This window comes from Rhizobium sp. AB2/73 (assembly GCF_020871915.1).
Classification (GTDB): Bacteria; Pseudomonadota; Alphaproteobacteria; order Rhizobiales; family Rhizobiaceae; genus Rhizobium; species Rhizobium dioscoreae.
Genome location: NZ_CP067073.1, coordinates 87,544 through 100,177 on the forward strand (window position 1 = coordinate 87,544; position 12,634 = coordinate 100,177).

Consider the following 12,634-nt stretch of genomic DNA (forward strand, 5'->3'; position numbering starts at 1 on the left):
CATGGCTGGATCGCCCGGAACATGTCCGCTGGAGACCGCGATGAGCGCCATTTCTTTCAAGCAGCCGGTGACGGCAAAAGACGACATCATCCGCTTTGAAGGCATCGTCAAGCGCTTCGGCGGAGCGCAGGCGCTGGCGGGTGCGTCGCTTGCCGTCAGGCGTGGAACTATCCATGGTCTCGTCGGCCAGAACGGCGCGGGCAAATCGACATTGATCAAGCTGCTTGCAGGTCTTCACCAGCCGGATGACGGGAGGATCGAGATCGAAGGGCGAGCTTTCGATAGGCTGACCCCGCATCTCGCGGAAGAGCTCGGCATTCACTTCATTCATCAGGATCAGCTTCTCGTGCCGACTTTTACGGTCGGCGAAGCCCTGTTTCTCGGCCGGGAGCCGCGCATACCGGGCACGCCATTTCTCGATCGCCGGCTGATGCGGCGCCGTGCATCCGATATCCTCAAGGATTATTTCGGTGTGCGGTTGCCGAACAGCGCGCTGATCGGTGAATTGTCGGCGGCCGAAAAGCAGATCGTCCAGATCACCCGCGCGCTTCTCAACCAGCCTAAGGTGCTTGTCTTCGACGAACCGACGGCGGCATTGGTGCGTCGCGAGGCCGATATCCTCTTCCGCCTGATCCGTCGCCTGCGCGATGAAGGCGTGACCTTCATTTACATCTCGCATTACCTGAACGAAATCGAGGAACTCTGCGACCATGTCACCGTGCTGCGCAACGGGCTGGACGTCGCTTCGGTGCCGATCCGGGATACATCGGCCGCGGCGATCGCGCGGCTGATGGTCGAGCGCGACGTCAAGGACATGTTTCCGAAGCCGGTTGTTGCGCCCGGTGATGAAATCCTCACGGTCGAACGGCTTTCGGCGCCCGGAAAATACGAGGATGTCAGCTTCACCCTTCGGCGCGGCGAGGTGCTGGGCCTCACTGGTTTGCTCGGTTCCGGGGCAAAGGAGCTGGTTCGCTCTCTCTTCGGTCTGGATAGGCCGGCCTTCGGCCGTATCGAAATCGGCGGCAAGACTGTCCGTTTCGCCAATCCCAGTCACGCGACGGATAACAGGATCGCCCTGGTGCCCGAGGATAGGCGGCGCCATGGCGTCGCGCTCGACCTCAGCGTCGCGGAAAATATCAGTCTTTCCAGCCTCGATCGCTTCACGCGCCTCGGCTTTCTCGACCGCGAGGGCGAAAGGCGGGAAATCGATTCTCTGATTGAACGCCTGCAGGTAAAGACCAACGGGCGTAGTGCCTTGCTGCGCACGCTTTCGGGCGGCAATCAGCAGAAGGTGGCGATAGCGAAATGGCTCAGTCGCCATTCCGAGGTCTACCTCCTCGACGAGCCGACGGTCGGCGTCGACATCGGCTCCAAGGTCGAGATCTATACGCTGATCGGCGAACTCGCGGCGCGCGGCGCCGGCGTCATAGTCCTATCTTCCGACCTACCGGAACTCCTTGGCATCACGGATCGCATCCTTGTGCTCTTCCGTGGCCGGGTGGCGCGGGAATTCATATCGTCGGAGACGACGGCGGAAGCCGTGCTCGCCGAAGCCACCGGATCGTCGGAAGGACAGCGCCATGTCGGCTGAGGTAGAATTCGCGTCTTCGGGATTTTCGACCGTGGAAGGACCTGCCCGGCCGGCCGGCAATATAGCGGCCACGGCATTGCGCTTCGGGTCGCTGATCGCCTTTGGGGTCATCCTGATCGTCTTTTCGCTGACGGCGCCTTATTTCCTCAGCATCGGCAATATCGGCAATGTGCTCGGCCAATCAGCCATCTCCGGCGTGCTCGCGATCGGACTGACGATCGTCCTCATCGCCGGCGGCTCCAATGTCGTCACCGGCGGCATCGACCTGTCGCTTGCCGCCAATATGGGCCTCAGCGCCGCCGTCTATGCCAGCCTCACGCAACTCGGCTTTGGTGATGTCACGGCGATCTTGGCGTCGATTCTGACTGGTACACTGATCGGCGCGGCCAACGCCATCGCCGTCGTCTATGCCGGTATCGTGCCGCTACTCGCCACGCTTGCCGTCATGAACGTCGTTGCCGGCCTGGAACTGGTGCTGACGGGAAATACCGTCCTTCCGGCTTCCACGCCATTCCTCTCGGCGCTTTCTGCTTCGGATTCGCTCGGCATGCCGATCCTCGCTTATGTGCTCATCGGCTTCACGGCGATTGCTACGGCGATCGTGCAATATACACCGCTTGGTCTGCGCCTTTACGCTGTCGGCGAGTTTCCGGATGCCGCGCGCGCAGCTGGCCTTCCGCTTCGTCGCCTGCTTGCCGGCGCATTCGTCGCCAGCGGCCTATCTGGCGGCATCGCCGGCATCCTCTCGGTTTCCTACCTGAGCGGCAGCACGACGGGTTCCGGCGAGATGCTGTTGCCCGTCGTTGTCACCGCTTTGCTCGGTTCGGTCTTTTCACGCAGGCTGGTTCCAACAGTGACTGGAACGTTGCTTTCAGCTCTGCTGGTCGGCTTCCTCACCAACGGTTTCCAGCTGCTCAATATTTCGAGCACGCTGGTCAGCGGCGTGCAGGGCCTGCTCATTCTGATCGTGGTCTCCGCAACGACTCTGTTGCGTCGGCGGGAGGCCTGAACATGTCGCTCCATGTTTCCGCACACGCCACGGTTGGCTTGACGCGGCTGATCGCCGCCAGCCTAGTGCGCTATGGGCTGATCCTCGCCGTGGTTGCGGTCTTCGCCGTCTTTTCCCTGATCACACCGACATTCCTGACCCTTGCCAACCTGCAGAGCATCCTGGTCAACAATTTCACGTTGCTTGCCATCGTTTCCATCGCCATGACCTTCGCCGTTGCGTCTGGCGGCATCGATCTTTCGGTGGGAACGGCGATGGATTTCGCGGCCTTTGCCTTCGTCTCGCTTGTCCTTGCCGGACAGCCGGTGGCATTTGCGGCGCTTACCGGATTGGGGGCCGGGGCGCTTGTCGGTGCTTTCAATGCGCTGCTGATCTCAGGGATTGGCGTCTCGCCGTTCCTTGCGACGCTCGGCACGCTGTTCATCGGCCGCAGCATCCAGCAGCTGCTGACCAATGGCGGCAATCCCGTCTATCTGCCGCCGAATGGCGTGCCGGAGGCTTTCCGTTTCCTTGGCCACGGCACGATCGGGGGTTTCCCTGTGCCCCTTGCAGCCGCCATACTCATCATCGCGGTCGCCGCGGTCATTCTTGCCCGCACGCGCTTTGGCCGCGTCGTGCTGTCGATCGGTATCCAGCCGGGTGTCGTGCGCTATTCCGGCATCGCGGCTCCCGCCTATATAGCGGCCACCTTCATATTGGTCGGATTGATCGCAGCCGTCGCTGGCCTGATTCTGACCGCGACCGTCACCGTCTATATCCCGTCTTCCGGCAATGCATTTCTGCTGAATGCCATCGGCGCAACCTTCATCGGCACGACGCTCAGTCCGCTCGGGCGGCCGAACGTCGCTGGTACCGTGCTGGGTGTGCTGCTGCTCAGTATCGTGGCCAATGGACTTTTATTGACCGATCTGAATTTCTACTGGCAGCAGGTCGGTACGGGAACACTGATCTTCACCGTGCTCGCCCTGAGCTTCATGAACCGGAAAGCAGCTGGCCGCGCGTGAGGCAAGTCGCTTTCCGACTGCTCTATCTGCCACATTTTTCTCGCCCTGTCCGATTCCGAAATCTACGCGCCGAGCCAAGCGTCGGCTACGCTCGCAGATCCACACGCCTAGGTCGGGGCAGTGTTTAGCAACAGGCTTCGCCTGCCGAATCCTACGAAAAAAGGGTCCCGGAGGACCCTTTTGATTACGCAGGCGGAAAATCAGCGCTGGAGATTGACCAACACGTCCAGCAGGTCGGAGCCAGTCTGGAACACCTTGGAGTTGGCCGTATAGCTCTTCTGCGCCTGGATCATGTCGGTGAGCTGGCCCGCCAGGTCGACGTTGGAAGCTTCCAGCGAGTTCGACTGGATGTAGCCGAGACCGTTGCTGTTGGCGAAGCTGGTGACGGTCACGCCGGAGTCGGCGTTGGCCTGATAGACGTTACCGCTCAAGAGCGTCAGCTTGTCCGGGCTTGCAACGGTTGCGAGCGGGATTTGGTAGATCGCCTTCGGATCCCCTTTCGCGTAGTTCGCGTAGACGACGCCGTTCTTGTCGATGGTGACGCCGGTGACTGCGGCAGCCGCCTGCCCGTTGGTCGAGCCGGTGGAAGCGAAATCGGATGCCTTTTGGGTCATCTTGGTCAGATCCATCGAGATCGTTCCGCCCGTCTTCGGATCAACGATATTAAACACACCCTTATTATCGATTGACTGATTTCCATTCGCATCGAATGTCAGCTGGGTGGTCCCGACGGGCGCCGATGAGTAAGGGAATGAGCTGCTGCCCGATGTATTTGCATCGTCGTGGCGATAAACCGTTACTTCCCATTGGCCCGATGTTGGTGGGGTTGCGGTGGAATCCGCATTCGCTATTTTGGTGTAATAAACGTCATACATGACGCTGTTACCGAGCTTGTCATAGGCAACAACCGAGCTCTTCTGGGTGTCGGTCGTAACTGTTGCGGTATTCGAGCTACCGGTGTAGCCGGTGCTCGGCAGCGCTACGGTTGAGCTGGCTGTGACGGTGGTTGCATTCGAATTGAGGTTGCCTGTGAAGCTGCCGGATGTCGAAGCTTCGTTGGCAAGACCGCTCTGATTGACGTTGATCGGCACCAGGCCGTCGAAGCCGTTGACGACGACAGCCGGCGCTCCAGAAGCATAGGAGTAGCCCATCAGCGTATAGCCGGCGGAGTTCACGAGGTTGCCGTTTGCATCCGGTGTAAAGTCGCCCGCGCGGGTCAGGACGGTCTTGCCGTCGGCGCCCTGCACGACGAAGAAGCCGGCGCCCTGGATCGACAAGTCGCTGCTCGACGATGTGGAGACCGTATCGCCCTGCTGCGAGACCGAATAGCTGACGTTGGTTTCGACGCTGCCGGAGTTATAGTTGCCGCCGCCCGAAGGGAGAATCAACGACGAAAAGCTGGTGCTCGCTGACTTGTAGCCCGTTGTATTGACGTTCGCGATGTTGTCCGACACTGTGCTAAGCTTATTTGCCTGCGCGTTCATGCCGGAAACTGCCGTTTTCATGCTACCAAAGATGCTCATTGGTTCCTCGCACGTTGCTGATGCAGGGATGGTAGCGATAATGACTTGTGTGAAGCTGGCTTTTTGGCGTGTGCCGCTCGTTTGAATCAGTTCAAAACATTCGACGATGCTTGAGCCGAGCCATGGGCAGGCGTGCGGTTCAAGCCCTCTTCAGACGCTCTCTGAAAGCAAGCAGGATCACGCCGGCCATGGACGCAAAAGCCGCGCCGGCGACAAAGGTGCTGTCAGGTCCGATCCATTCCCAGAGCCCACCAGCAAGGATGCTGGCGCATAACAGGGCAATTCCGCAAACGAGATTGAAGACTCCGAAAGCCGTTCCCCGCAGATTGCTTGGAGAGGCGTCCGCAACCAGCGTTGCAAAGATGCCTTGGGTGAAGCCCATATGCAAACCCCAGAGCAACACGCCAAAAGCCAGCCCGGCTAGCCCAGGAACGAAAGCCAGCGTCAGATCAGCTGCGACCAGAAGCCCGACGCCGATCAAAAGCAAGGTGACGCGGTCGACCCGGTCGGCAAGAACTCCGGCCGGGTATGCGGAAATCGAGTAGATGAAATTCATGCCGATCAGCACAAGCGGAATTAGCGTAACTGGCATGTCGAGGCTTTGGGCATCGAGCAACAGAAAAGCTTCGCTGAAGCGCGCAAGCGTGAAAATCGCCGCTACCGCCGTCACAAGCCAGTATGTGCTTGGAAGACGCAGGAGATCGGATTTTCGTAACGGAAATCTCGCGCTTTTGCCGCTGGGCGCCTTTGAAGGCTCCTTGACGAAGAAAAGAATGAGGCCGACCGCAAGGAAGGCAGGGATGACGGCGATCCAGAAAACCGTGCCGAACTGATCCGAAGTCCACCACATGAGAAGCAACGCGAGCGCTGGGCCGAGGAAGGCGCCGACCGTATCCAAGGACTGCCGCAGTCCGAAGCTTGCGCCGCGCACTTCGGGAGGCGAAATATCTGCAATCAGGGCATCTCGCGGCGCACCGCGAATGCCCTTGCCGATACGGTCGATGAAACGTGCTGCTACAAGCCAGCCGATCGACGGCGCAATCGGAAAAATCGGCTTGGTCAGTGCGGCCATCCCATATCCCAGCAGGACCAGGAGTTTTCGCTTGCCGAGCCAATCGCTTATGGCCCCGGAGAATACTTTCGTGATCGCAGCGGTGGCTTCCGCGATGCCCTCGATGACGCCGACGGAAAGCGTCGAGGCCCCAAGAACGGTCACCATGTAGATAGGAAGCAGAGCGTGGATCATCTCGGAGGAGATGTCCATAAAAAGCGAGACGAAGCCTAGCGCCCAGACGCCACCGGGTATGGCTGGTGCCGGTCGACGGCCTTTTGCGTTGACATCGACCACTGGCGGATCCTTTCGGCGCATCTTGTTCAGCCGTTTTTGTTCTCTTCGTTGGCTTCGAAAACCTGGCGCGCATAATCGTCGAGCAAGGTCTCGCAGGCTTTCAGCTTTTCGGCAGCCGGCGTTGCTAATTGCGCGCCGTAGAAATCGAGCTTCTTGATCCGCTCGAACCATTCCTGAAGCTTCCTAAGATCCGTGTCTTCTTCTTCGAGTTCGGCATAGGTGAACTTCTGCTTCGATATCTCCTTCGCGATTTCCTTTCCGAAATCGTCGCAGCGTCCGATAAATTCTTGGTAGAGTTCATCACGATCTGCATTGAAGCGTTCGATCACTTTGTTGAGTTGGGCGTCATCGAGAGGTGCTGACTCTAGCAGCACGGATTCGCCACCCATCTCGGAGATATCCAGTTCCGACATCTTCAGCCGTCGCAGGTTCTCGTCGCTGCGGGGGAGGAGGCAAACCCCGTTCTGAAGATAGATGGCGCCTAAGCCCTTGAGGCGCCGCCACAAAGCCACCCTTCGAGCTGCAGGCTCCGAAGGCACCTTGTAGGTAAGCAAAATCCATTGGCTCAAGACGTTTCTCAATATTGTTACGATCGTTACATTGAATGCATACCATATCGGCAATGAAATGGAACCTTCAATCGAACTTTCAGGAGCACTGTTCCATAGAAGATTGACGCCGCCCGTCCTGCATATACCTGCAGCCAAATGGTCGCGGGCGGGGCAGGCGGTGCATATCCAGAGGTTCATGGTCCAGACGCGTCATGATTATCGAATTTTAGATGGTATGGATGGCGCCATCCCAGCGGTTCCGCAACCTGACATCGTGGGCAGGCATTTGAAGCCACGGTTTTTCAGCTTTACGTCAGTCAATGAGGCTATTTCCCAAAAACGACACGTTGCAGCTGTATGCGGGCGTTGGCATTTGGAGAGTTGAATTTGAATCTTGTTCTCAGGCGCTCGTCGTCCGTGGCGCCCGTTCCCGGATACGAGCCTGGCGGCTTCACCTATCGCCGCGATATCGACGGCCTGCGCGCTCTGGCGATCCTTCCGGTCGTTCTCTATCACGCCGGTATTCCTGGCTTCAGTGGCGGTTTCGTCGGGGTTGACGTGTTTTTCGTCATCTCGGGTTTTCTGATGGCCTCGCTGATCTCGGGCGAAATCGCGCGCGGCGAATTCAGTCTCGTCCGATTCTATGAGCGCCGTATCCGGCGGATTTTTCCGGCATTGTTCGCTGTCCTGGCCACGTGCTCCGTCGCGGCATGGTTTCTGCTGATGCCAGCCGAATTTGCCTATTTCGCGCGTAGCTTGAAGGCGGCCGCCCTGTTCACATCGAATATCCAATTCGACAAGGAGAGCGGATACTTCGATATCGGCGCGCAAATGAAGCCGCTGCTGCACACATGGTCCCTGGCGGTCGAGGAGCAGTTCTACATTCTGTTTCCCTTGCTGCTATTGATCCTAAACCGATTTGCGCAACGCTATATCGCATCGATCCTGGCTGGATTGCTGACCGTGTCTTTCGCAGCGGGCACATGGACGCTGTTCCGGTCGCAGCCCGACGCATTTTATCTGCTGCAATTTCGCGCCTGGGAGCTGCTCCTTGGAGCGATGCTGGCCCTCGGTGTCCTATCGGTGCCAAAGCGACCCCAGGTGCGAGCCGGATTGGCCTCCGCCGGCGTGCTTTTGATCGCGATCGCCGTCTTCGGGTTTAGCGGGCGGACACTCTTCCCCGGCCCGGCAGCTCTGCTACCCTGTCTTGGCGCGGCGCTGGTGATCCATGCGCGGGACGAACTCGGGCCAGCGAGCAGAGTTCTGCGATCGCGGCCGATGGTTTTCGTTGGGTTGATCTCCTACTCGCTTTATCTCTGGCATTGGCCGCTCATCGTCTTCAGCCGGGAGGTGACGGGACGGAAGCTTTCGCTGCTGCAGGGCGGCCTGATCGTGCTGGCGTCGCTCGCCATGTCCATCATCTCATGGCGCTTCATCGAGCGGCCGTTCCGTGGACGCGGCAGCCTGGTAAAGCGTTCGCCGTTATTTGCTGGGGCACTGACCGTCGTGATCGCCGCTGCCGGATTGGGAGACTATGTCGCTCATCACGGCGGTGTACCCGGTCGACTGCCGGCGGATGTGCGGCGGGTTTATGCTTCCACTTACGATCAGAGCCGCTTCAGCCTACCGCCGTGCTTTGCTGAATCCGACACGGCGGGGCGTTCTGCCGCGGATATTCGTGCGGGCAAGCTTTGTCCGCTCGGGCCTGAGGACGCGGCGAAACCCAATTTTCTCGTTTGGGGCGATTCCCATTCCGGCGCCATGGCGCCCGCCATCGACGTGGCGGCGAGGCAGGTTGGGATCAGCGGTCTATTCGCAGGCCATTCGTCGTGCCCGCCTTTGCCAGATGTTCAGCTCACACCGCGCGGTGATACCGAGCTTTGCGGCGATTTCAACGGCGCGGTGCTCGATCTGATTAAGGCCCAGCATATTCCACTGGTTTTCCTGGTGGCCTATTGGCCCAAATATGTCCACGATGCCGAAATGCCCAATGAGGGGCCCTACTTCGATCCTTCCGTACCGCCTCCGCTCGAGGATCGGTCGGCATCAGTCGTCGACACGCTGGACCGCCTGATTGCCGATCTGACCAAACAGGGTACCAAGGTCGTGCTGGTCTCGGATGTTCCCGAAATGGGGCGCTACATGCCGGAGGCCGTCGCCAAGGCGATGATGCAAGGCACGTCAACGGAGGTTGCTCCCCCCTTGGAGTATATCGAGAAGAGGCAGGCGCTCTCGCGCCGGATCCTGAGCCGTGTGGCTGCGAAATATGGTGCAACGATCATCGATCCGCTTCCAGCCATCTGCGGCAGCGATCGTTGCGATGCCGTGCGAAACGGTCTGCCGCTTTATAAGGATGCCGATCATCTTACAGCGACGTTCGCGGCGACCTTGAGCTCGCTCTACGTCCCCGTGCTGTCTGAAACTCGTCAATCGCTGCGGGCGACCTTGGATTCCTCCGGAAAGTGAGTGGGACGAGAATGTATGTCGTTTCCACGGCTGACTCATGCTGACGGCGTACGGGGGCGGGTGGACCGATTGGCCGATCCGTATCGGCAGCCTCTCCCGAAAAAGGATTGGCTGCCGTAGTTGGCGATACAGCGAAACCGATTATATGGCGTTCCTCTAACTGTCCGATCCTGCAGCGCGCGATGCGAATGCTCATACAGACGAGAAGATGGCCATAAGTGCCACATGGACGGCGGTCGAGGCGGTTCGAATGTCGGGTTTGGCGCCACGCCAGCGAAATTAGAGACTTGTCGCCAGTGCCTCCATCCAGATCGCGACGGCTGCTGCGCCACCGTCTTGGGCGCCGAGAGCTCTTTCGCCGAGATAGCTCGCGCGGCCGAGTTTCGGTACCATATCCGCCGTGCGGCGTGCGCCTTCGGCCGCGGCGGAGGCTGCCTGCTTCCAGGCCTCGGCGGCGGGCACCTTGATGGCGGCTGCCTCGAGCGCTCGCAAGGCCGGATCAAGCGCATCGAGCATGGTGCGATCACCCGGCTTTGCTCCTCCTATTTCGCTGATGGCAGCGATACCGATCGCGAGGGCGGCGCGAAAATCTTCAGGCGAGAAGCGATTGTGCTCGCCGAGATGGCGCCCAGCCCGCGTCAACGCGATCGCATAGAAGGGCCCGGAGCTTCCGGCGATCGCCCGCCGTAGCGCATTGCCGATTGCGACCAGCGCGTTGGCGGGGTTGATCCAGGCGCTTTCGGGCAGGGCGCGAATGGCTTCGGCGCCACGAAGCATGCTCGCGCCGAGATCGCCGTCGCCTGCCTTGCTGTCGAGCTCGGTCAGATGGGCTTCGGCCGCCTCCAGCGCATCACAGACGGCGAGACCGATGCGGCGCAAATCGTGAGGATCGAACCGGCCCGCATCGCCGAGCGGAGCTTCGCTCTCCGGCATGTTCGGTACCCGCACGATATGGGCTGCCTCCGAGATCGCGCCGCCCCGCGGCCACGCGGTCGCGGACGTATCGGCATCCAGCAGTTCGATATCGCCCTCGTCCAGGTTCAGGAGTGAAATCGAGCAACCCGGCATTTCGAGCGCCGTCAGGAAATTGCCGCTCCAGGCCCGTTCGATCCTGAGACCACGAGAACGCAGCGATGCGATCGCACAACGGGCGACGACCGCCAGCTCCATGGGCGGCGTTGCCCCGAGCCCATTGATGAGCAATGCGACCCTAGAACCTAACGCAAGCTGCATGTCCGTGACGATCTGCCCGATGATCCTGTCGGTGATGGCGTCCGCGGGCAGATGTTTCGTGCGCTCGACGCCCTTTTCGCCATGGATGCCGAGGCCAAGTTCGATTTCGTCATCAGCGAGCGTAAAACCGGCCTTGCCGGCGGCCGGCACGATGCAGGCACCGAGCGCTACGCCCATTGTGCCGAGTCGCGACGCGGCCGACCGAGCGATGGCGGCAACCTCCTTCAGGCTCTTGCCGCTCGCCGCTGCCGCGCCCGCGATCTTATGGACAAGTACCGTTCCGGCGATGCCGCGGCGGCGGTCACGCGGCACGAGACCGGAAAGCGCCACATCGTCCGCCACGACGACGAGCTCGGTCGGGATTCCCTCGATAGCGGCGAGTTCTCCGGCAAGGCCGAAATTCAAGCGGTCGCCGGTATAATTCTTCACAATCAGCAGTGCGCCCGCGGGGCCGGCGCTGGCGCGGATGGCGGCAAGCACGGCATCGACGCTCGGCGAGGTGAAGACCTCGCCGGTAACAGCCGCGGTCAACATGCCAGGCCCGACATACCCGGCATGGGCCGGTTCATGGCCGGCGCCGCCGCCCGAGATCAGGGCGACCGCCCGGTCCGCGATCGCGGGTAGGTCAGCGCGCAGGACGACATTCTCCGTGTCGAGCAGCGCAAGGCCGGGCGCGAGGGCGACAATGCCCTCCAGCATTTCCCGCACCACGTCAGCGGGTCGATTGATAAGTTTCTTCATTATCCTTCATCCTATTGCTGCCTGCACGGAAGCGCTTTCAGTCGCTTCGCACCTTCCTCGATGAGCGCCAGGATCAACGGCAAAACACATATGTCGCAATTCTTCCCCCCAGGCCCGAAAACCGAGCCCGGTGCGACCCTCACGCCTGCCTTCTCCAGGATCCCGCGCGCCATATCATAGCTGCAAGACGCGCATATTCGCCAGCTATCGAGTGTCGATCCGATGATTTCGCGCCCACGCGTCGATCAAGCGATGTACACGGCTTTGTCGACTGCTATGGCGCCAGCATATCGGCGAGCGCATGCCGCATGGATTCGCTCGAAATGCCGAAGAGACCGCCATAGGGAAGGTCGAGATCCAAGATGACAAACATGACGCTCGCCACCGAGACGATGGCGACGGTGACAATGGAGCCGGTGAGCGGGTTTCTGGGGGCCTGAAGACCAAAGCTTAGGAATACCAGCATAAGCCAGAAGATCAGGACACCAAGAAACGGTGCCGAAAGCGAGCCGTGCGCGTCCTCGATCACGGTCCATCGCGCCGCCAGGAGATCACTGAAGAGCTGATTGCAACGGGTCACGAGCAACTGATGCAAGGGATCGGTGGGCCGCTCGCGGGCAATGCCGAGACCCATATCATTGAGAATTGCTCCAAGAACGGGCGCTTCGCCAGTCAAAGGCAATTTTGATATGTCGGGATATGTCACCCCCGCTGGAACTGGCTCACCTGGCCATGTGCTGGCAATGACGGCGGTTGTGTAGCCGCGCAGAAGTTGTCGCTCATGATCCAATGCCGGCCCGTAATTCCTCAGACAGCGGTCCATCTCTGCCAGGCTGGCGGCGTAGCGGTTGCGATCGTGAGCCGCCGTTGTGAATGCGTTCAGCTCCGATGCCAGGAGCAAGCTCATGACGAGCGCGGCAAAGGTGACAAGAAGGGCTGTAACGACCCGGAGAAAGTCCATCGTCTCGTTGCCGCGATGCGGGGCAGGTAATCTCGCGCGCAATATCGAACCGACCGCGGCGCTAAACACGAGGAGAATAAACAAAGCCAGCGTCCACACCGCTTCGCGCTGCATCGAAAAATGCTCCAACTGTACATGGCCGTTGATTATGTCATGTATATCGAGGAAGCGGGAGGATAAAAGCTCCATCCTTTCATGGGTGTTCGC

9 protein-coding genes are annotated in these 12,634 nt (G+C 60.1%); 4 read left to right on the forward strand and 5 right to left on the reverse strand.

What is annotated here, in order from left to right; genetic code table 11:
• The first annotated feature begins 40 nt into the window (after window positions 1–40).
• The 3 genes from I8E17_RS26320 to I8E17_RS26330 are packed head-to-tail and all read left to right on the forward strand — an operon-like array spanning window position 41 to window position 3,604.
• Entirely contained in the window at window positions 41–1,591 is a 1,551-nt protein-coding gene (locus I8E17_RS26320; RefSeq protein ID WP_069614059.1) for a sugar ABC transporter ATP-binding protein, read from the forward strand.
• Window positions 1,581–2,600, forward strand: a complete 1,020-nt coding sequence (locus tag I8E17_RS26325) for an ABC transporter permease (protein ID WP_069614060.1) — start codon at window positions 1,581–1,583, stop codon at window positions 2,598–2,600. Before I8E17_RS26320 ends, I8E17_RS26325 begins: the two co-directional genes overlap by 11 nt.
• Window positions 2,601–2,602: 2 nt before the next feature.
• Window positions 2,603–3,604: an ABC transporter permease gene (locus I8E17_RS26330; RefSeq protein ID WP_069614061.1), complete on the forward strand. Its 1,002-nt coding sequence runs from the start codon at window positions 2,603–2,605 to the stop codon at window positions 3,602–3,604.
• A 200-nt stretch (window positions 3,605–3,804) separates the two neighbouring features.
• On the opposite strand, the gene I8E17_RS26335 is transcribed toward I8E17_RS26330, so the two are convergent.
• The 3 genes from I8E17_RS26335 to I8E17_RS26345 all read right to left on the reverse strand — a co-directional run bounded on the left by I8E17_RS26335 (window position 3,805) and on the right by I8E17_RS26345 (window position 7,224).
• A complete protein-coding gene (locus I8E17_RS26335; protein ID WP_069614062.1) occupies window positions 3,805–5,127 on the reverse strand; it encodes a flagellar hook protein FlgE in 1,323 nt (440 codons plus the stop codon).
• 139 nt (window positions 5,128–5,266) lie between these two features.
• Window positions 5,267–6,475 (reverse strand): MFS transporter, encoded by a 1,209-nt coding sequence (locus I8E17_RS26340; protein WP_069614408.1) that lies wholly within the window; start codon window positions 6,473–6,475, stop codon window positions 5,267–5,269.
• Between the two features lie 26 nt (window positions 6,476–6,501).
• Window positions 6,502–7,224, reverse strand: coding sequence for a Chromate resistance protein ChrB (locus I8E17_RS26345; protein WP_346016511.1), 723 nt, complete (start codon window positions 7,222–7,224; stop codon window positions 6,502–6,504).
• Between the two features lie 219 nt (window positions 7,225–7,443).
• On the opposite strand from I8E17_RS26345, the gene I8E17_RS26350 reads away from it, so the two are divergent.
• Window positions 7,444–9,492, forward strand: a complete 2,049-nt coding sequence (locus I8E17_RS26350) for an acyltransferase family protein (protein WP_229002271.1) — start codon at window positions 7,444–7,446, stop codon at window positions 9,490–9,492.
• 279 nt (window positions 9,493–9,771) lie between these two features.
• On the opposite strand, the gene I8E17_RS26355 is transcribed toward I8E17_RS26350, so the two are convergent.
• Together I8E17_RS26355 and I8E17_RS26360 are read right to left on the reverse strand one after the other, a co-directional pair.
• Window positions 9,772–11,466, reverse strand: a complete 1,695-nt coding sequence (locus I8E17_RS26355) for a dihydroxyacetone kinase family protein (RefSeq protein ID WP_069614064.1) — start codon at window positions 11,464–11,466, stop codon at window positions 9,772–9,774.
• A gap of 274 nt (window positions 11,467–11,740) precedes the next feature.
• The gene (locus tag I8E17_RS26360; protein WP_069614410.1) at window positions 11,741–12,541 is read right to left on the reverse strand and encodes a hypothetical protein; all 801 of its coding nucleotides are present in this window, start codon (window positions 12,539–12,541) and stop codon (window positions 11,741–11,743) included.
• Window positions 12,542–12,634: the final 93 nt, after the last annotated feature.

Bases quoted from the DNA above. Each gene is read 5' to 3' on its own strand.
- I8E17_RS26335 (WP_069614062.1), bottom strand. From the start codon at position 5,127: ATGAGCATCTTTGGTAGCATGAAAACGGCAGTTTCCGGCATGAACGCG.
- I8E17_RS26325 (WP_069614060.1), top strand. From the start codon at position 1,581: ATGTCGGCTGAGGTAGAATTCGCGTCTTCGGGATTTTCGACCGTGGAA.
- I8E17_RS26345 (WP_346016511.1), bottom strand. From the start codon at position 7,224: ATGAACCTCTGGATATGCACCGCCTGCCCCGCCCGCGACCATTTGGCT.
- I8E17_RS26330 (WP_069614061.1), top strand. From the start codon at position 2,603: ATGTCGCTCCATGTTTCCGCACACGCCACGGTTGGCTTGACGCGGCTG.
- I8E17_RS26355 (WP_069614064.1), bottom strand. From the start codon at position 11,466: ATGAAGAAACTTATCAATCGACCCGCTGACGTGGTGCGGGAAATGCTG.
- I8E17_RS26320 (WP_069614059.1), top strand. From the start codon at position 41: ATGAGCGCCATTTCTTTCAAGCAGCCGGTGACGGCAAAAGACGACATC.
- I8E17_RS26360 (WP_069614410.1), bottom strand. From the start codon at position 12,541: ATGCAGCGCGAAGCGGTGTGGACGCTGGCTTTGTTTATTCTCCTCGTG.